The sequence below is a fragment of the Kribbella sp. NPDC043289 genome (assembly GCF_056436705.1).
In genome coordinates, this window is record NZ_JBWKCB010000001.1 from 2,145,276 (window position 1) to 2,164,384 (window position 19,109).

Below are 19,109 nucleotides of genomic sequence, written 5' to 3' on the forward strand. Positions count from 1 at the left end.
TCGGATGGTCGGCTGATCCTACCGGTCGCCGACCACCCGAGGGCCAGGCTCAGGCTTTCTGTACTTCGCCGGTGCGCTGCTCGATCCCGACGCGGCTCTTGCGGTAGCCGTACACGCCGTAGATGACGAAGCCGAGCACCATCCAGATCGCGAACCGCAGCCAGGTCTCCAGCGACAGGTTCAGCATCAGGTAGATGCAGATGATCGCCGACACGATCGGGATCACCGGGCTCAGCGGCACCCGGAACGAACGCTCGATGTCCGGCCGGCTCTTGCGCAGCAGCGGTACGGCGATCGACACCAGCGTGAACGCGGCGAGGGTACCGATGTTCACCATCTCCTCGAGCTTCCCGATCGGGGTGACACCGGCGATGATCGCGACGACCACACCGATCCCGATGGTGAGACGGTACGGCGTACCCCACTTCGGGTGCGTCTTGCCGAGCTGCCGCGGCATCAGGTGGTCCCGGCTCATCGCGAACACGACGCGCGCCGCACCGATCATCAGGGTCAGGACGACGGTGGTCAGACCGGCGACCGCGCCGGCCGAGATCAGCGTCGCGAACCCGCCCTTGCCGACCGAACGGAACGCTTCCGCGAGCGCTGCCTCACCGTTGATGTCGGAGTACTTCACCATGCCGGTGATGACGATGCAGACCAGCACGTACAGCACGGTGCAGATCGCCAGCGAGCCGATGATGCCGCGCGGCAGGTCGCGCTGCGGGTTCTTCGCCTCTTCGGCGGTGGTCGCGACGACGTCGAACCCGATGAACGCGAAGAACACCAGCGAGGCGCCGGACACCAGACCCATGATCCCGAAGGTCGATGGTGTGAACCCGAAGACCGCCTGGAACAGCGGCGTGGTCAGCTCGACGCCACCACCCGGCGACGGAACGCTCGGCGGGACGAACGGCGTCAGGTTCGAGCTCTTGATGTAGAACAGGCCGGCGATGATCACGAACAGCACCACGAAGAGCTTGATGCCGACCAGCACCAGGTTGACCCGCAGCGACTCCTTGATCCCGATCGTCGCCAGCGTGGCCAGTACCAGGACCAGCAGCATCGCCAGCACGTTCACATGGCTGTCCGGCCCGATCGAGTCCGGCCAGCCCAACCCGATCTCGTCGAGGAACAACTTGGCGTACGTCGACCAGCCCTGGGCCACGACGCTTGCCCCGAGCATCAGTTCGAGCAGCAGGTCCCAGCCGATGATCCAGGCGAAGATCTCACCGAGCGAGAAGTACGAGAACGTGTACGCCGAACCCGACACCGGAACGGTGGACGAGAACTCGGCGTAGCAGAGGGCGGCCAGCGCACAGCAGACCGCGGCCAGGACGAACGACAGGGCGATGCCCGGACCGGCGTACAGCTTGGCGGCGCGCCCGGTCAGGGTGAAGATGCCGGCACCGATGATGACACCGATACCGAAGACGGTCAGGTCGACCGCTGTGAGGCGTTTCTTGAGCTGGTACTCCGGCTCGTCGGTGTCCGCGATCGATTGCTCGATCGTCTTCTTCCGGACAAGACTCATCTGCGCCTCCTCGAGGTGGACGGAACCATCCGAGACTGCCCCTCTGACACCGCGAGGTCAAACCGCCACTCAGCGTTGTGGCCGGTATGTTGCCAGTGCGGTCCACAGCGTGGCCTCGGTCAGACCGGTGCGGCTGAGCAGAATCCGGTCGCGGGCCGTCTGATCGGTGCCGTTGCGCGCGAGGTCCTCGTACAACTCCTCGACGTTTCCAAGTCCGATCTGGTGCACCAGGTATCGGACAGCCAGCCAGCTGACGCCGTACACGTCGGCGGAGTTCTGGTAGAAGCCGGCGTCGGTCGGCAGCGCTGACAGTTGGGGCAGCGCCTCGTCGATGACCTCCTGCTCCCACTTGGCGACCTCGCCCGGTCCGCTGATCGCCTCGATCCCCCGCCAGGACACGTATTCCGCCGAACCTTCGGCCAGCCACAGCGGTTCGTACCCGCCGAGATCCGCGGTCGCGACATGGGTGATCTCGTGCGACAGCAGGATCTCGTCGACCCGGTCGCGTTCGTTCGGATTGACCACGACGTACCCGCCGGCGACCGTACCGTCCGCGGTGTCCTGACCGGGCAGCGAGGCGAACGTCGAGCCGGTGCTGGCCGCGGACTCGATGTCCTCGTCGGCGAACCGTGCGTCCCGGACATCGGTCTCGTCGAGTGCGATCACGAACACCGAGCCGTTCCACTTCCGTGGCCAGTACCGCGTGACCTCGCCGAGCCCCTCGGCCGCCGCGTGCACGATCGCGCGACCACGCTTCGTGTCGCCCTTCTCGACCACGACGAGTACGCGCGGGCCACGCTGGACCTCGATCCGGCCGAGGTCCCAGGCCTCCCGGTGTGCGCCCGGGCCGAGATCGGCGTCCAGGTCGTCGTCATCGGTGAGCAGCCAGTGGCCGCCGCGGGCGATGAACGTGTAGCCGAGCTCGGTCGTCACCGGCGTGAAGTCGACCTTCGGGATCTGGTACCGCATCAGGACCCGCACGAGGTACGTCGTACCGCCGTGGGCCCGCACCGCGGCGGGATCGAACCGTTCCTCGGCCTGGCTGTAGCCGAGCTCGCTGAAGCCGATCTCGACCAGGTTCGCGAACAGGATCTTCTGCGCGGCGATCAGCTTCTTGTTGGTCGGGTCCACGTCGGCCAGGAACAGCGGCTCGTTGCCGGCTTCCACGGCCTGCGCGCGGCGCAGCAGGATCGTGTCGACGGCGACCCGGCGGGCGGCGATCGCGGCGGCGATCCGGGACGGCTTCGTCGCCTTCGGCGTACCCGGGGTCGCGGTGCGGGTAGCGACCGGACGTTCGCGGGCGTCCTGCTCGCGTTGTTCAACGGTGTAGACGATGCCGCCACAAACCAGGGCCACCGCGGCCAGCAAACCCAGCCAGCGGCGGGGGCCGGTCGGTGCCCCGGAATTGGGCGGCGTTGCACTCACTTCGGGTCGATCCCTCCGAGTACCCGATGGTCGCAGCCGGGCCACCCTACTCGACCGTCGCGGATTATGCTGCCGCGGCAGCCTTCAAGGCGCGGAAAAGTCCCGCCTCGGTCATCCCGAGGTGCTCGAGCATGATCCGATCGCGGTCCTTCTGCGTCGAACCGAGCGACGCCAACTCGCGGTACAGGGTGCCGACCTCGGTCCCGCCGAAGCGCGTGAACAGGTAGTCGAGGGCGAGCCAGGACAGCGGGTACGAGCTGTCGGCCTGGTCGAAGAACGTCGCGTCGGCGGGCAGCGCCTTCGCCTTCGCGAGGTACTTCGTCCGCACGTCCAGCCGGTACTGCGCCAGCGCGAGATCCTTCTGCCCGTCCATCGGCAGGAACTCGACGTACGTCGCAGCGCCCTCGACCAGCCACCGCGGTGCGTACGGCCCGTACGGCGCGGTCGCCACGTGGGTGAACTCGTGGGCCAGCGTGCGCGCGTCCACCTTGTCGCGGTTGTGCGGGTTGACGACGACGTACGAGTCGGCCCGCTCCCCCGCGGCGGTGACCTCGCCAGGCAGCGTGCGGTACACCCAGGTCGCCATCGCGAGCGCGTCCTCGGCGTTCTTCGGCTGGGTGTAGTCGGCGCCGCGAACGATCTTGTCGTTGAGCGCGATCACCACACCGGCGCCCTTCCAGCCGCCGGGCCAGCTCTTCGAGACGGCCTGGACCGCGCTGAGCGACATCGTGACCAGCTTGTTCGCCAGGGCGTCCTGACCTTGCTCGACGACGACCAGGACCCGCGGTGCGCGCTTGACCAGGACCGGGCCCATGTCCCAGGCCTCCTGATGCGAGCCACGTGGAAGGCGCTTGTCGAGATCCGAGTCGGAGACCAGCATCCAGGAACCGTTCGCCCGCTGGGTGAACGTGTAGCCGAGCATCGCGCGCACCGGGACCAGGTCGATGTTGCTGATCTGGTAGGTCATCGCGACAGCCACCAGGTACGTCGTCGGGCCGTACTTCTGCACGAGGCTGTCGTCGTACTGCTGGGCCAGCTGCTGGTACGTCAGCTTCGCGAAACCGAACTGCCGGAGGTTCGAGAACAGGGACCGTTGCCCCGTGACCAGCTTGGTGTCCGCGGCGTCGACGTCTGCGAGGAACTCCTTCTCGTTGCCGGTGAGGACCGCCTGCGCGCGGCGCTTCAGCAGCTGGTCGACGGCCGCGGACCGCGCGGCCAGGTCGACCGTCGGGCCGCTCGCCACGGTCTCCGCCGAGCCGCCCGTACTCCGGCTCGACCAGTGCAGCGCCAGACCGCCGCCGACCGCGGCCGCCACCAGGGCCAGGGACAGCAGGACCGGCCAGATCCGCGAGCGACGCTTCGTTGCCGCGTGCCGGCTGTGCCGCCCTCCCTCAGCCACGGTGGCCCTGCGTCCTGATCGATGTGCCTAGGCGCTGCCCGGGCGATCGCCCGCCCGGTCCGGCTCGCTCAGAGCGTCGTCGTGGTGCTCCGAGATCAGCTCGGTGATCTCCCTGGCCAGCTCCTGCCCGGTGAGACCGATCTCCTGCAGTACGACGGGACGCTTGGCGTGCTGCAGGAACTGCTGCGGGATGCCGAAGTCGCGGATCGGGGTCTGCACCCCGGCGTCACGCAGTGCCTGCGCGATCATCGCGCCGCAACCACCCGCACGGCCGTTGTCCTCGACCGTCACGACCAGCTTGTACTTCGGAGCCAGCTCGACCAGCTGCGGGTTGATCGGCTTGACCCAGCGCGGGTCGACCACCGTGACACCGAAACCGTGGGCCTCGAGGCGCTGCGCGACATCCATCGCGGTCGCGGCCATCGCACCGATGCCGACCAGCAGGACGTCGTCGCCGGAGCGCTGCAGGATGTCCAGGTCGCCGATCCGGTCGATCGCCTCGATGTCCGGACCCACCTCGCCCTTGGCGTAGCGCAGTACCGTCGGGGCGTCGTCCACGTCGATCGCTTCGTTCAGCAGCTCCTGCACGCGCTTGCCGTCACGCGGCGCCGCCAGCCGCAGACCGGGAACGAGCTGCAGCAGCGACATGTCCCACATGCCGTTGTGGCTCGGGCCGTCATCACCAGTGACACCCGCGCGGTCGAGCACGAACGTGACACCACACTTGTGCAGCGCGACGTCCAGCAGGACCTGGTCGAAGGCACGGTTCAGGAAGGTCGCGTAGATCGCGACCACCGGGTGCAGGCCACCGATCGCCAGACCGGCCGCACTCGTCACCGCGTGCTGCTCGGCGATACCGACATCGAACGTCCGGTCCGGGAACTCCTCGGCGAACTGGGCGAGCCCGGTCGGGTGCAGCATGGCCGCGGTGACCGCGACCACATCGCTGCGGCGGTGACCGATCTTCACCAGCTCGTCGCTGAACACATCGGTCCAGCCGCGCGGCTTGTTGGCCGGCCGGACCTGGTGGAAGTTGTCTTCCTCGTCCTGCTCGGCGGCCGCGAAGCCATAGCCCTTCTTCGTCACCGCGTGCACGATCACCGGTCCGCCGAAGGCCTTCGCGGACCGCAGCGCGTCCTCCATCGCCTCGCGGTCGTGGCCGGGCACCGGACCGACGTACTTCAGGCCGAGGTCCTCGAACATGCCCTGCGGGGCGAGCATGTCCTTCAGGCCCTTCTTGATGCCGTGCAGCACCTCGTACATCGGCGGACCGACGTACGGCGTCCGGCCGAGGTTCTTCTTGATCAGGTCGAGGACCTTCTCGTACCGCGGGTTGGTGCGCAGACTGGTGAGGTGCGTGGCCAGGCCGCCGACCGTGTCGGAGTACGACCGGCCGTTGTCGTTGACGATGATCACCAGCTTGAGGTCCTGGGCGGCGGCGATGTTGTTCAGCGCCTCCCAGGCCATCCCGCCGGTCAGGCCGCCGTCACCGATCAGCGCCACCACATGCCGGTTCTCCTGGCGGAGCCGGTACGCCTTCGCGAGACCGTCGGCGTACGACAGCGCCGTCGAGGCGTGGCTGTTCTCGATGATGTCGTGCTCGGACTCGTCCTGGTTCGGGTAGCCGGACAGGCCGCCCTGCTGCCGGAGCGTGTCGAACGTCGGGGCCCGGCCGGTCACCAGCTTGTGCACATACGCCTGGTGCCCCACGTCGAACAACAGCCGGTCCCGCGGCGAGTCGAACACGCGGTGCATCGCCAGGGTGATCTCGACCATCCCGAGGTTCGGACCGAGATGGCCACCGGTCTTGCTCACGGTCTCGACCAGCACGTCCCGGATCTCCGCCGCGAGATCGGTGAGCTGCTGATCGCTCAGCTTCTTGAGGTCCGCCGGACCGTCAACCGTCTCCAGCACGCCCATCGAGCTCCTCCCGCAGGTCTTCCTCGAATGCTTGAGTCTATGCACGCCTCGCCCGGAATCCGAACTCGGCGACAGCGCACGACACCGGTGTTGCGCAATCTCACACACCAAGACGCCGCCCGGGAGTCGCTGGTTCGACGTGGTGTGCGTCTCACTTAGGGTGATCGGCATGGAGATGGTGACGACTCTCTTTCGCAAGTACGACGGGCAGCCGCACCGGCTGGTCGAGGCGGTGCGCCTCGGCGAGGACGAGTACGGCCTCTGGGTCGGCTCCGTCCCCGGCACCCGCGGCCAGCGCGCCGACGGCAGCTGGACCACCATCGACCACCACCGCGTGCGCCTGTTCCCACACGGGCAGTGGTGGAGCGCACTTTTCAACGACACGCCGCACAACACCGCGATCTATTGCGACATCACGATGCCGGCGGAATTCGGCGTCGACAGCGTCACGGCCGTGGACCTGGACCTCGACATCCGCCTACTCCGCGACGGCACGGTGCACGTAATGGACGAGGACGAATTCCGGGCTCACCAAGTCCGCTACGGCTACCCACCCCAAATCGTCGCCACCGCCGAGGCGGTGTGCCAACAGCTAGCCGCCACCATCACCACCGCAGAACCCTTCACCACGGCCTACAAGCCCTACCTCGAACAAATCCGCTCCCTCAGCACCTGAGACCCCCGCACGGCGCTACGCGCGACTCCTCCGTCACCGTGCTGCGAGAGACCTGTGGAGAGGCTCTCTCGTGACGGGGCAGGGAACGAGGCGGTGGGACGGGAGTGCTCGCGTACTCAAGCTCACGACGTGCTGGGGCGCGCGCCTCGCGCCATCGCGGGGGTGTTCGGCTGCCGCCGACGAGTGCGCGCCGCTGCCCGGCGGCGAGCGGAGCGTCGTACCGCCAGGTGCGGGCGATCCCACCCACACACGTCGAGCCTCTCCAGCCCCGATCACCGTCGAGTCGTGGGCTCTGGCTGGTGAAGTCGCGCCTGAACTCACGACTCGCGGATCGGGGCAGGAACCAAACGCCACGACTCGGTGGGGTTGGGCGGTAATCGACCCCCGTCGGCTAGGAGCCCCCCTGAGCCGACGAGGGCCGATCTGGATGCTGGCCAGGGCCGGCACCTCATCTATGCTCCGTCGCATTGCGCGACGGGTCCACTCCCGACAGCAAAGTTGCATCAACCTGCAAAGGTCCGGGGGCGCACCCGGTGCGGGATAGGTTGGGGGTTATGCGTGATGTCCGGGTGGTTTATCGCAAGTTCGACGAGAAGCTGCACTGGCATCAATGGATGCGGTACCTGGGCGAGGACGAGTACGGCGTCTGGCTCGGGGCGCCGGCGGGATCGGTGTCGCAGCGCGGGGACGAGCCGGTCGTGACGCAGGAGCAGGCGCATGTGCAGCTGTTCCCGCGGGACAAGTGGTTCACGGCGATCTTCAACGACGAGCCGCGGTACACCGAGATCTACGCCGACATCACGACCCCGGTCGATTTCTCGGACGACGTGCTGACGATGATCGACCTCGACCTGGACGTGATCAAGCGCCGGGACGGGACGGTGTTCATCGACGACGAGGACGAGTTCGCCGAGCACCAGGTGCGGTACGGGTACCCGGCCGACGTGATCGCCACGGCGCGGCAGACGTGCGACTGGCTGTTCAAAGCGGTGTCGACCGAGGAGCCCTTCCTGACGGTCTACAAAACCCACCTCGACAAGGTCCGCTAAGGCCTTGGCCCGAACGCCCAGGTGACCATCAGCGGGAGCTCCTCACGCCAGAACGGGTCACCGTGTGAACCGGTCCGCTCGGTCATGACGACGTCGGCGTCCGCGGCCCGCAGTGCGTCGGCCCAACGAGCCGCGTTCTCCTGGAAGAACGGCTCCTCCGTGCCCGCGACCAAGTACGTCCGCGGCAACGTGATCTGCATGTCCCCCGGCGGTTTGTAACCCCCACCAGGCGACGCGCAGAAGATCGCGCCGTAGACATCCGGATGCCGCAGCCCGGCAGCCAGCGCCAACTCGCCACTCGCCGACACCCCGAACACCGCCGTACGGTCAGCCGGCAACCCAACACCGAAACGCGACGACACCCACTCGCGGATGTCGTCGACGAAGAACTTCTCGTGCGCCGCGAACCGTTCCGCGTCGAAGATCGGCGAGTACTCGTGCAGCCGATCCATCTCGTCGTCCAGCCGATCCGCGGCGACGATCATCGTCGGGATGTCGGACGTCGCGGCGAGGTAGTCGCCCCACTCCGAGATCAGCTGACCGTCACCGGCGTACACCACCGCCTGCGGTGTTTCCGAGGGCAGGTACGCCGTGACGCGGCGGCCGCCGTCGTACTCGAACGTCTCGGTGACGAGTTCTCCCGTGCCGGCCGACATCGTGCTACCTCCCGAGATGCACGCTCAAGTTCCCGTTCTTGAGCATCATGACGCCGGGTAACGGGCCGCGCTGGCCGGCGTACATGTCCGCGACCGGGGCGACCGTGAGGTACAGGTTCTGCCCCGCCGGGACGTCGACCGCGATCGCCGGCAGCTCGATCGTGCGCTGCACACCCCGGGCGGTGTGCTTCTCGCGCAGCGGCATGGTGTTGTTCTGCACGACCCTAGCGGTCAGCGGGCTCTTGCCGACGCTGAGCGCGAAGTACGCCGCGGACTGCGGGATCACTGTGTAGACGGTCGCGGTGAGCTTCGGCGTACCGGCGATGGTGAGCGGGCCTTTGGCGATCGGCAGGTTCACCGGCAGGCCGACGCCGGTCGGGGCGACGATCTTGCCGAGTGGGTAGCGCTTGTTCGGCGTCAGGCTCTGCTGGGTGAGGCACCGGCCGCCGGCGGTGGACAGGTGGTACGCGCCGAACCCGCTCAGCCCGGTCGACCTGTGCAGCAACTGCAGCTGCATGAACCGGATCGACAGGCTGGAGAAGTTCGGCGACCCGAGCGCGATCGAGCACGGGTCGCCGGCCGTCGCATACCCCGGCGGTACGACGGCGGGCAGCGTGTGACCGCCGTTGTACCCGACGAAGAGCGAGCGGGCCCGGGCTCGGGACGTGAGCGCCCGGTCGAAGTTCGCCAGCCCCTGGTTGAGGTTGAACAGGTTGTCCGAGATCCCCTGCCCGAACAGCACCGGGATGTCGAGCTTGCGGCCCTCCTTGACGTGCCAGGCCGGTCCGTTGTGCGCGAAGAACGCGTCGAGATCCCGGCCGGCCTGCCCCGCGGGCCACGCGCCGGTCGCGATCAGCGCGACGAACGCCGCCGACACCGCGGGCGGTAGGTGCGTCCCGCCGCCCGCGAACAGGATCGACAGCCACATCGTCCGCGCGGCCTCCTGCGGCGCGAGGCTCTGCTTGAGGTCCCACCAGGTGACCTCGGGAGCGAGCGCGTCGAACCGGGTCCGGCCGCTGTCCCGAAGCTCGGTGAAGGCGCCGGCGAACTGGTACCCGCCGCCGTACGAACCACCGATGGCGCCGATCAACGGGTCGCCCGGCGCCTGCTTCGTGACCCAGTCCAGTCCGGCGACCAGGTCGACGAGCTTGACCACGTCACGACCCTCGAAGTCGGGGTTCATCACGTGCGCGACGCCGGTGCTTTCACCGAAACTGCGCTGATCGAAGCTGAGCACGCCGAACCCGGCGTCGAGCCAGTCCTTGAACGCGGCCGGGTCCTTGGTCCGGCTGCCGCCCCATCCGTGGCTGTGGAAGATCAGCGGCACGGTGTGCTGGGCGGAGGCGGCGGCGGGTTGGAAGAGCGAGTAGCAGATCCGTACGGGCGTCGTCGTACCAGGTTCCGGCACCGAGTCCACGCAGCCGTTGGTCACCGTCGTCGCGGCGGCGGCCGGGACGACCGGCGACAGCAGCAGCGCGATCACTCCGAGAAGGCTCGGTACTCGACGACGCATCAGTCACTCCCGGTGATCGACGGCTTCCGCTCCGCACACGCTAGAGGACCGGCGTACCGCTGACCAGACCCAGAGCGGATCGTCAGGCCGTGCTGTACGAGAAGCCGTGCGAGGACCAGTGAGCGAACCAGGGAGCGGGCCAGTGGGCGGAGCGGCGTCCGCGCTGGGACACTATCCGCGTGCATATCGCGATCGAGGTCGTGGCCCTCATCGCCGTCGTTGCGGCGGGCGCCGCGCTGGCGCGGCGGATAGGGATCTCGGCTCCCCTGCTGTTGGTGGTCATCGGGATCGCCCTGTCGTACCTGCCGTTCATCCCACGGGTCGAGCTCTCGCCCGAGGTGGTGCTGGTCGGCTTCCTGCCGCCGCTGCTGTACTCGGCCGCGATCAAGACCAGCCTGCTCGACTTCACCAAGCACCGCCGATCGATCGGGCTGCTGTCCGTCGGCCTGGTGGTGTTCACCGCGCTCGGCGTCGGTGTGGTCGCCTGGTGGCTGCTCGGTGCGGTCGCGGAGTCGATCGGTCAGGAGCCGCTGCCGTTCTGGGCTGCGTTCGCGATCGGCGCTGTGGTGGCGCCGCCCGACGCGGTCGCCGCGACCGCGATCGCCAAGCGCGTCGGGATGCCCCGCCGGGTGGTCACGATCCTCGAGGGCGAGAGCCTGATGAACGACGCGACCGCGCTGGTCTGCCTGCGGACCGCCATCGCGGCGGCCGTGGTGGCGCCGACGGTGCTGCACGTCGGGCTGGACTTCCTGCGCGCGGCCGGTGGCGGCGTCCTGGTCGGCATCATCGTGACGTTCGTGCTGGCGAAGATCCGCCGGCGCTTCACCGACCCGGTGCTGGACACCACGCTGAGCCTGACCGCGCCGTTCATCGCCTACATCGCGGCCGAGAACCACTACGTGCACGCATCCGGCGTACTCGCGGTCGTCGTCACCGGACTGCTGCTCGGGCACAAGGCGCCGATCATCCAGTCGGCCAAGTCCCGGATGTCGGAGCGCACCAACTGGAGGACGTTCCAGTTCCTCCTGGAGAACACGGTCTTCCTGCTCATCGGTCTGCAGACCCGGTGGATCCTGGACGACCTCACCGCGAGCCCGTTGCCGGGCTGGCTGATCGCGACGACGACGATCGCGGTGTTCGTCGCGGTCGTGCTGCTGCGGCCGATCTGGATCGTGCCGACGACGCTGTTGTCCCGCCGGTTCCTCGGGCCGTCGCGGCCGGGACCGGTGCCGTTCCGCGCACTCATCGTGGTGTCGTGGGCCGGGATGCGCGGCGTGGTCACGCTGGCCGCCGTCTTCACGCTCCCCGAGGCCACCCCGCATCGCGAAGTACTCGTGTTCATCGCCTTGGCCGTCACCGCGGGCACGCTGCTCGTCCAGGGTTCGACACTCCCCTGGCTGGTACGACGGTTGCGCCTGCCTGGCCCCGATCCCGCGGAGGACGCACTGCAGGAGGCCGCCGTACTGCAGGGTGCTCATCGGGCCGCGATCGAGAAGCTCGAGGAGCTCGCGACACCGTCCGATCCGCCGGCCGTTCTCGACGTACTGCGGCAGCGTGGCGAGGCGCGGGCGCAAGCGGCCTGGGAGCGGCTCGGGCGTCCGGAGAGCGAGTACGAGACCCCGAGTGAGGCGTACCGGCGGTTGCGGATCGCGATGCTCGAGGCGGAACGCTCACACATCCTCAAGGTCCGCGACGCCGGCCTGGTCGCGGACGAAGTACTGCAGCGGGCGCAGAACGTCCTCGACATCGAGGAGTCGATCCTGGACCGCGACGAGGACGACGACGTCGGCGGGCGCTCGGAGGACCTGCGGCCGAAGACGACGCCCGGCGGGGCCTGCGAGCACCTCGAACACTCGCCGCTCGTCGTCACGCCGAACACGCCGGAAGGCTGCGAGGAGTGCCTGGCCGAAGGCGGAACGTGGGTCCACCTGCGGTTGTGCCTGGGATGTGGTCACGTCGGGTGTTGCGACTCCTCGGTGATGAAGCACGCCAGCAAGCACTTCGACGCGACCAAGCACCCGGTGATGCGGAGCTTCGAGCCCGGCGAGACGTGGCGCTGGTGCTTCCTCGACGAGAAGCTGGGCTAGGTTGACCTGGTGGCCGACTGTCTGTTCTGTTCCATCATCGCCGGCACCACACCGGCGCAGATCGTGCTCGACACCCCGGAGGTCGTCGGGTTCCTCGACGTCCGGCCGGTGTTCAAGGGGCACACGCTGATCGTGCCGCGCGCCCACGTGCCGACGCTCGTCGAACTGCCCGACGAGCTCACCGTCCCGCTGTTCGGCGCGGCACGTTCGGTCGCCGCGGCGGTGCGGACCGCGTTCGACGCGCAGGGCTCGTTCGTTGCCGTCAACAACGTCGTGTCCCAGTCGGTGCCACACCTCCACGTCCACGTCGTACCCCGGACGAAGGGTGACGGGCTGCGCGGTTTCTTCTGGCCACGCACGAAGTACGCCGACACAGCCGAAGCCGAGGAGTACGCCGGCAAACTCCGCGCGGCGCTGGCCGGCTAGCCGGTGCCGCGCTCGTACTCGACTTGTGCGAGCGGGGTGCCGTCGCCGAAGTCGCGGGTCTGGGTGGCGCCGGTCTCGGCGAAGCCCGTCTTGACGTAGAACCGGCGGGACTGCGGGGTGTCGCGGAGCGTCCAGAGGTGGACGCGGTCGTAACCGTCGACCCGCAGCTGCCGCAGAGTCGCCTCCATCAGGGCGGCCGAGACGCCGCTCCCCCAGCCGTCGGGGTGGGTGTAGAAGCTGTAGATCTCCGCAAGACCGGGACGTGTCTCCGACGGCCTGGACCACGACATCGCGAGTGGTTTGTGGTCGACGATGCCGAGCAGGATCAGCCCGTCGCCGTCCGCGATCCGCGCGTGCCAGCGGGTCAGGCGATCCGCGATCCCCGCCTCGGCGAACTCGGCCGGGAAGCGCGGCGCATACGCCGCGGCCCACGAGGCAGCGTGGATCTCGCCGACCGCGGCACCGTCGCTCACGGTCGCCGTGCGGGTGGTGATCTCAGTGGACTGGCCGGTCAAGGCGTTCCTCCAACTTCTCCAGCGCACGCTCGACCGCGGCGCGGACCGTCTGGTCAGGGTCGTCGGCCAACGGCCGGATCGCGGCCGCGTGCTCGAACTCGCCCGCCGCCCCGATCGCCCGGACCGCCGCGACCCGAACCCGCGGCAGCTCGTGGTCGAGCATCGGCAGCAACGCGTCGACGAGCTGGCCGAGCTCGCGTTGCGCGGTGATCCGCGCGACGTGCTCGCGGACCCGCCAGGCCGGATCGTTCGCGGCGATCTGCAGCGCGTCGACCACGTCGTCCCGCCAGACGTACAGGAACACGCGGGCGGCCCACACCCGGATCCAGTAGTAGTTCACCGGGTCGACCGGCGCCTTCCACCCACCCGGGTTGTCCGAGCCGGTGATCGCGACGAGCTTCGGCAACTCGACCTCGTACGCCGCCTCGCCCGAGATCTCGCCGGTGAGGAAGGCGACACACCAGTCGATCACCGCGTCCTCGCCGTACTCCGAGCACGCCGCGAGGATCACGTCCTTGGGTTTCTCCCGTTCCACGGACACGGACCCAGTAAATCGCCTGCCACCGACAACTTCCGATCACACGCTGACCCAGGTCCTCACTACGCTCATCGGGTTCACCAGCGACGAAAGGCAGGGCGGATGGCCGACGGACGACAGCTCGACCCGTCATCGGACGAGTACCGGATCGTTGCCGGACTCATCAGATCAGCACACGAGTCTGTCGGGGTCACCGATTCACACTGGTGGAACGGCCGGGTCGGCGTATTGCCGACGACCAGCCGGACCTACAGCCGCACGGATCGCGACGGCACGATCCACCTGCATCCGCGGAACGTGATCGCGCCGCTGCGCCGAGCGGGTGCCGGCGGGCACGACCGGTGGTGGAACCCGAAGGCGACCCGCGACGCGTCGTACAGCGTGATCTACGAGGCGCTGCGAGTGGCCAGCCCGACGAGCGCACGGGGCGAGGCCAACAAGCCGCTCGACAGCGCGTTGCCGGCCGGCGTGCGCGACCTGGATCGGGCTCTCACCGAGCAGCGGACGTACGAGATCGCGGAGCACGTGATGACCCAGAACGGGTTGGGCGACGCGTACGAACCCGACGCGCCGGAAGTTGCGCTTGGCGGTCACGGGTTGTCGGCCGGGCCGTTGAACACGTCCGCGTTCCGCCTGAACAATCTCTCGACAGTGTCCACGGCCGCGGCCCGCGGCCTGGTCGACGGGATCACCGACGCGACCGGCATCCCCCGCGACCGAGTGTTCGACACCTTGCTGCGAAGCGCGAAAGGGAACCGCTGGGCGTTCGCGACAAGTCTGGTGGCGGAGTCCCGGCACCGCGGCGTGGTGACCGAGCTCGCGGCCAAGGGAATCGATGTCGATGCCACCGAGGTGCAGCGCGCCGCGGGCCGCGAGTGGGCCCGGACGTCCTCGTTCAGGAAGCTCACGATCAGCACCATCGAGGCTGCCGAGCAGTACGGCTACGCGATCGGTCAAGACGCGGCCGGGGTCGTGATCAAGGCCGGACAGGACCTCGCCGCGATCGAACCCGAGAACGTCGAGCGGAGCGGCGCCGACCTGTCGAAGCCGGTCACCATCCGGGAGCTGAGCCCGGCCGAAGTGCTCGCTCCGCAGACACCGCCCACGGGTACGCCGTCGGCTCCGGGCACCGCCGCGACGCAGCGGAGTGGGGCCGAGCGGCCGGAGCATCAGGTGGACAGGTAGGCCTTGGCCCACTCGGCACGGTAGTCGTACCCGTCCTGGCCGGGCGCTTCCCAGCGCACCCGCACCACGGCGCCCTTCGCCAAGGACCGGAAGCCCTCGGCCTCGATCACCGAGAAGTGCGTCCAGCAACCGCCGGGAGTGCTGGGGCAGTCAATGACGCCCCAGCCCTCGTCGTCGTGCCAGAACCGGACGAAGCCGTCGTCCCCGCCGGTCCGGCGCTGCATTCGTCAGCCCGCGATCAGCGACCGCAGGACGTACTGCAGGATGCCGCCGTTGCGGTAGTAGTCCGCCTCACCGGGGGTGTCGATGCGGACGACCGCGTCGAACTCCTCGACCGCACCATCCGGCGACGTGGCCTTGACGTGCACCGTGCGCGGGATCGAGCCGTTGTTGAGCTCGGTCACGCCGGTGATGTCGAAGGTCTCCTCGCCGGTCAGGCCGAGCGACTCCGCGGTCTCGCCCTCCGGGTACTGCAGCGGGAGCACGCCCATGCCGATCAGGTTCGACCGGTGGATGCGCTCGAAGGACTCCGTGATCACGGCCTTCGCCCCGAGCAGCGCCGTACCCTTGGCGGCCCAGTCGCGCGACGAGCCCGAGCCGTATTCCTTGCCGGCCAGGATCACCAGCGGAGTGTTCTGCTCGGCGTACGCCTGGGCGGCGTCGTAGATCGTGGTGACCGGGGCGTCGTCCTGGGTGAAGTCGCGGGTGAAGCCGCCTTCGGTGCCCGGCGCGATCTGGTTGCGCAGCCGGATGTTGGCGAACGTGCCCCGGATCATCACCTCGTGGTTGCCGCGGCGGGAACCGTACGAGTTGAAGTCCTTGCGGTCCACACCGTGCTCGGCGAGGTACTTGCCGGCCGGGCTGTCGGCCTTGATCGAACCGGCCGGCGAGATGTGGTCGGTGGTGACCGAGTCGCCCAGCTTGGCGAGCACCCGGGCCCCGGCGATGTCGGTGACCGGCGACGGGTCCTTCGCCATGCCCTCGAAGTACGGAGGCTTCCGCACGTACGTCGACTCGGCGTCCCAGGCGAACGTCTTGCCCTCGGGCGTCGGCAGCGACTGCCAGCGCTCGTCACCGGCGAACACGTCCGCGTAGTCCTTCGCGAACATCTCCTTGTTGATCGACGTCGCGATCGTCGCCTCGACCTCGTCGGCGGTCGGCCAGATGTCCTTCAGGAACACGTCGTTGCCGTCGGTGTCCTTGCCCAGGGCATCGGTCTCGAAGTCGAAGTCCATCGTGCCGGCCAGCGCGTACGCGATCACCAGCGGCGGGCTGGCGAGGTAGTTCATCTTCACGTCCGGGTTGATCCGGCCCTCGAAGTTCCGGTTGCCGGACAGCACACTCACGACCGCGAGGTCCGCTTCCTGCACGCCGGCCGAGATCGGCTCGGGCAGCGGGCCCGAGTTGCCGATGCAGGTCGTGCAGCCGTAGCCGACCAGGTGGAAGCCGAGCTTCTCCAGGTACGGCGTGACGCCGGCCTTCTCGTAGTAGTCGGTGACGACCTTCGACCCCGGCGCCAGCGACGTCTTGACCCACGGCTTCGAGGCCAGGCCCTTGTCGACCGCGTTCTTCGCGAGCAGCGCGGCGGCCAGCATGACCGACGGGTTCGAGGTGTTGGTGCAGGAGGTGATCGACGCGATCACGACGTGGCCGTGGTCGAGCTCGATCTCCTGGCCCTCGAGCGAGACCGTGGTCTTCTTCGACGGGCGGTCCTTCGCGGCTGCCACCTCGTGCGGGTTGTCGTCCGGGTGGCCGTGGCCGTTCGGCGCGTCGCTGGCCGGGAAGCTCCCGGTCTCCGACGGGTCGACGTCCTTCTCCTCGGCCGCGTAGTCCGGCAGCACGCCGCGGAACGACTCCTTGGCCTTGCTCAGCTCGATCCGGTCCTGCGGGCGCTTCGGGCCGGCGATCGACGGCACGACCGTCGACAGGTCCAGCTCGAGGTACTCCGAGAACCGCGGCTCGACGGCCGGGTTGTGCCAGAGGCCCTGCTCCTTCGCGTACGCCTCGACCAGCGCGACGTCCTGGTCCGCGCGGCCGGTCAGCCGCAGGTAGTCCAGGGTGACGTCGTCGATCGGGAACATCGCGGCGGTGGAGCCGAACTCCGGGCTCATGTTGCCGATGGTGGCGCGGTTGGCCAGCGGCACCGCCGCGACACCGTCACCGTAGAACTCGACGAACTTGCCGACCACGCCGTGCTTGCGCAGCATCTGGGTGATCGTCAGTACGACGTCGGTCGCGGTCACGCCGGTCGGCACCGCGCCGGTGAGCTTGAAGCCGACGACCCGCGGGATCAGCATGCTGACCGGCTGGCCGAGCATCGCGGCCTCCGCCTCGATACCGCCGACGCCCCAGCCGAGCACGCCGAGGCCGTTCACCATCGTGGTGTGGCTGTCGGTGCCGACGCAGGTGTCCGGGTACGCCTGGCCGTTGCGGACCATCACGGTGCGGGCCAGGTGCTCGATGTTCACCTGATGCACGATGCCGGTGCCCGGCGGGACGACCTTGAACTCGTCGAACGCCGTCTGGCCCCAGCGCAGGAACTGGTACCGCTCCTTGTTCCGCCCGTACTCGAACTCGACGTTGCGCTCGAACGCGTCCGGCGTACCGAACACGTCGATGATGACGGAGTGGTCGATGACCAGCTCGGCCGGCGCCAGCGGGTTGATCTTGGTCGGGTCACCACCGAGCTCGCCGACCGCCTCGCGCATCGTGGCCAGGTCGACCACGCACGGGACACCGGTGAAGTCCTGCATGATCACCCGAGCCGGGGTGAACTGGATCTCGGTGTCGGGCGCCGCGTTCTGGTCCCAGTTGCCGAGCTTGGTGATGTGCTCGGCGGTGATGTTCGCGCCGTCCTCGGTGCGCAGCAGGTTCTCCAGCAGGACCTTCAGGGAGTACGGCAGCGTGTCCGCACCCTCGATGCCCGCCAACCTGAAGATCTCGTACGACTGCCCGTTGACCTCGAGTGCCCCCTTGGCACCGAAGCTGTCGACGCTCGCCATCAACCCGCTCCTCTGTCCGTCCTGTGTTCGCTCAGGCCCATCCTGCCGAGCGCACCGCCCGGCCGCGAGGTCAGGTTGCCCTAACCTCGCGCCGCAAACTCTCTCGACATCAAGATACACGACATCGAGCCACTCTGGCATGTCCCCGACCGCGAAGCGGGGGCTCGGACAGGATCCGGTCGCCATGCACAGGAAATAACCTGTCCAAGGTCACCGGACGGCGTCCTAACCCCCGCTTTCCGGCTGACATTCAGGAGACTTGTGGAAGAACTTCCGACGCGATCAGGTCGAGGTGGTCGAGGTCGTGCAGGTCGAGGATCTGGACGTACTGACGGTCCGATCCGGCGGCGGCGAACTGGCCGAGCCGATCCACGACCTGAGCTGGGGTGCCGGCGATGTCCTTCTCGGGATGCGGCTCGCGACCGATCGCCTGAGCGCGCCGCTTCACCTCGGCGTCGTCTTTACCGACGATCACCGTGTGGGCCGTGGACAGCGCGAGCGTCTTCGGGTCGCGGCCGATCGCGTCGCAGGCCGCGCGGACCCGCTTGAACAGCGTCTCGGTCTCCTCGACGCCACGGAAGCCGGCGTTGAACTCGGCGGCGTACTGCGCGGCGAGCGCCGGCGTCCGCTTCTTGCCCGCGCCACCGATGATGATCGGCGGGTGCGGCTGCTGGACCGGCTTCGGCAACGCCGGCGAGTCGGAGATCTGGTAATGCTCGCCCTGGAAGTCGTACGTCTCCCCCACCGGCGTGTCCCACAGTCCGGTGATCAGCTCGAGCTGCTCGCTGAAGATGTCGAAGCGACCCTTGGTGTCGGGGAACGTCAGGCCGTACGCCTTGTGCTCCTGCTCGTACCACCCGGCGCCCAGACCGAGCTCGGCGCGGCCGCCGCTCATCTGGTCCACCTGGGCGACCGAGATCGCGAGCACGCCCGGGTTCCGGAACGTGGCGGAGCTGACCAGCGTGCCGAGCTTGATGCGCTGGGTCTCGCGGGCCAGCCCGGCCAGCGTGATCCAGGAGTCGGTCGGGCCCGGGAGGCCGTCGTTGTCGCCCATCACCAGGTAGTGGTCCGACCGGAAGAACGCGTCGAAGCCGTTCTCCTCCGTCTTCCGGGCCACCGCCAGGAGGTCGTCGTACGAGGCGCCTTGCTGAGGTTCGGTGAAGATCCTGAGAAGCATGGCGCCAACG

The 19,109-nt window shown here is 68.5% G+C and carries 16 protein-coding genes; 5 read left to right on the plus strand and 11 right to left on the minus strand.

Annotated features, from left to right (window positions below; translation table 11 throughout):
- Positions 1–49: 49 nt before the first annotated feature.
- The 4 genes from AC0662_RS10205 to dxs all read right to left on the minus strand — a co-directional run bounded on the left by AC0662_RS10205 (position 50) and on the right by dxs (position 6,275).
- Entirely contained in the window at positions 50–1,531 is a 1,482-nt protein-coding gene (locus AC0662_RS10205) for an APC family permease (RefSeq protein WP_478299805.1), read from the minus strand.
- 69 nt (positions 1,532–1,600) lie between these two features.
- Positions 1,601–2,956: a hypothetical protein gene (locus tag AC0662_RS10210; protein WP_478299807.1), complete on the minus strand. Its 1,356-nt coding sequence runs from the start codon at positions 2,954–2,956 to the stop codon at positions 1,601–1,603.
- A gap of 64 nt (positions 2,957–3,020) precedes the next feature.
- Entirely contained in the window at positions 3,021–4,355 is a 1,335-nt protein-coding gene (locus AC0662_RS10215) for a hypothetical protein (protein WP_478299809.1), read from the minus strand.
- 27 nt (positions 4,356–4,382) lie between these two features.
- Positions 4,383–6,275 (minus strand): 1-deoxy-D-xylulose-5-phosphate synthase, encoded by a 1,893-nt coding sequence (gene dxs, locus AC0662_RS10220; protein ID WP_478299811.1) that lies wholly within the window; start codon positions 6,273–6,275, stop codon positions 4,383–4,385.
- A 169-nt stretch (positions 6,276–6,444) separates the two neighbouring features.
- Here dxs and AC0662_RS10225 point away from each other — a divergent pair, with 169 nt between their 5' ends.
- The gene (locus AC0662_RS10225) at positions 6,445–6,951 is read left to right on the plus strand and encodes a DUF402 domain-containing protein (protein ID WP_452203512.1); all 507 of its coding nucleotides are present in this window, start codon (positions 6,445–6,447) and stop codon (positions 6,949–6,951) included.
- A gap of 554 nt (positions 6,952–7,505) precedes the next feature.
- Complete coding sequence (locus AC0662_RS10230) at positions 7,506–8,000, plus strand: DUF402 domain-containing protein (protein ID WP_478299813.1); 495 nt, start codon at positions 7,506–7,508, stop codon at positions 7,998–8,000.
- On the opposite strand, the gene AC0662_RS10235 is transcribed toward AC0662_RS10230, so the two are convergent.
- A complete protein-coding gene (locus AC0662_RS10235; RefSeq protein ID WP_478299815.1) occupies positions 7,997–8,656 on the minus strand; it encodes an alpha/beta hydrolase in 660 nt (219 codons plus the stop codon). The genes AC0662_RS10230 and AC0662_RS10235 overlap by 4 nt on opposite strands.
- A 4-nt stretch (positions 8,657–8,660) precedes the next feature.
- Entirely contained in the window at positions 8,661–10,169 is a 1,509-nt protein-coding gene (locus tag AC0662_RS10240) for a CocE/NonD family hydrolase (protein WP_478299817.1), read from the minus strand.
- Positions 10,170–10,348: 179 nt separating this feature from the next.
- Between AC0662_RS10240 and AC0662_RS10245 the strand changes: the two genes are divergently transcribed.
- Positions 10,349–12,256 carry a Na+/H+ antiporter gene (locus tag AC0662_RS10245; RefSeq protein WP_478299819.1) on the plus strand — a complete coding sequence of 636 codons (1,908 nt, stop codon included), beginning with the start codon at positions 10,349–10,351 and terminating at the stop codon, positions 12,254–12,256.
- Between the two features lie 9 nt (positions 12,257–12,265).
- Entirely contained in the window at positions 12,266–12,682 is a 417-nt protein-coding gene (locus AC0662_RS10250) for an HIT family protein (RefSeq protein WP_452203507.1), read from the plus strand.
- Here AC0662_RS10250 and AC0662_RS10255 read toward each other — a convergent pair.
- Together AC0662_RS10255 and AC0662_RS10260 are read right to left on the minus strand one after the other, a co-directional pair.
- Positions 12,679–13,197 (minus strand): N-acetyltransferase family protein, encoded by a 519-nt coding sequence (locus tag AC0662_RS10255; RefSeq protein WP_478299821.1) that lies wholly within the window; start codon positions 13,195–13,197, stop codon positions 12,679–12,681. The genes AC0662_RS10250 and AC0662_RS10255 overlap by 4 nt on opposite strands.
- Positions 13,178–13,738: a HEAT repeat domain-containing protein gene (locus AC0662_RS10260; protein ID WP_478299823.1), complete on the minus strand. Its 561-nt coding sequence runs from the start codon at positions 13,736–13,738 to the stop codon at positions 13,178–13,180. The genes AC0662_RS10255 and AC0662_RS10260 overlap by 20 nt, the downstream gene beginning before the upstream one ends.
- 99 nt (positions 13,739–13,837) lie before the next feature.
- Here AC0662_RS10260 and AC0662_RS10265 point away from each other — a divergent pair, with 99 nt between their 5' ends.
- The gene (locus AC0662_RS10265; protein WP_452203504.1) at positions 13,838–14,920 is read left to right on the plus strand and encodes a hypothetical protein; all 1,083 of its coding nucleotides are present in this window, start codon (positions 13,838–13,840) and stop codon (positions 14,918–14,920) included.
- Here the strand turns inward: AC0662_RS10265 and AC0662_RS10270 are convergent.
- From AC0662_RS10270 to AC0662_RS10280, 3 genes are all read right to left on the minus strand, one after another.
- Entirely contained in the window at positions 14,905–15,144 is a 240-nt protein-coding gene (locus tag AC0662_RS10270; protein ID WP_452203503.1) for a cold-shock protein, read from the minus strand. The two genes, AC0662_RS10265 and AC0662_RS10270, sit on opposite strands and share 16 nt — an antisense overlap.
- A 3-nt stretch (positions 15,145–15,147) precedes the next feature.
- Positions 15,148–17,922, minus strand: a complete 2,775-nt coding sequence (acnA, locus tag AC0662_RS10275) for an aconitate hydratase AcnA (RefSeq protein ID WP_478299826.1) — start codon at positions 17,920–17,922, stop codon at positions 15,148–15,150.
- Between the two features lie 250 nt (positions 17,923–18,172).
- Positions 18,173–19,099: an LLM class F420-dependent oxidoreductase gene (locus tag AC0662_RS10280; protein WP_478299828.1), complete on the minus strand. Its 927-nt coding sequence runs from the start codon at positions 19,097–19,099 to the stop codon at positions 18,173–18,175.
- Positions 19,100–19,109 lie beyond the last annotated feature (10 nt).

Excerpts from the sequence above, each read along its gene's own strand:
- AC0662_RS10205 (WP_478299805.1), bottom strand. The coding sequence starts at position 1,531 with ATGAGTCTTGTCCGGAAGAAGACGATCGAGCAATCGATCGCGGACACC.
- dxs (WP_478299811.1), bottom strand. The coding sequence starts at position 6,275 with ATGGGCGTGCTGGAGACGGTTGACGGTCCGGCGGACCTCAAGAAGCTG.
- AC0662_RS10225 (WP_452203512.1), top strand. The coding sequence starts at position 6,445 with ATGGAGATGGTGACGACTCTCTTTCGCAAGTACGACGGGCAGCCGCAC.
- AC0662_RS10230 (WP_478299813.1), top strand. The coding sequence starts at position 7,506 with ATGCGTGATGTCCGGGTGGTTTATCGCAAGTTCGACGAGAAGCTGCAC.
- AC0662_RS10235 (WP_478299815.1), bottom strand. The coding sequence starts at position 8,656 with ATGTCGGCCGGCACGGGAGAACTCGTCACCGAGACGTTCGAGTACGAC.
- AC0662_RS10240 (WP_478299817.1), bottom strand. The coding sequence starts at position 10,169 with ATGCGTCGTCGAGTACCGAGCCTTCTCGGAGTGATCGCGCTGCTGCTG.
- AC0662_RS10265 (WP_452203504.1), top strand. The coding sequence starts at position 13,838 with ATGGCCGACGGACGACAGCTCGACCCGTCATCGGACGAGTACCGGATC.
- AC0662_RS10270 (WP_452203503.1), bottom strand. The coding sequence starts at position 15,144 with ATGCAGCGCCGGACCGGCGGGGACGACGGCTTCGTCCGGTTCTGGCAC.
- acnA (WP_478299826.1), bottom strand. The coding sequence starts at position 17,922 with ATGGCGAGCGTCGACAGCTTCGGTGCCAAGGGGGCACTCGAGGTCAAC.
- AC0662_RS10280 (WP_478299828.1), bottom strand. The coding sequence starts at position 19,099 with ATGCTTCTCAGGATCTTCACCGAACCTCAGCAAGGCGCCTCGTACGAC.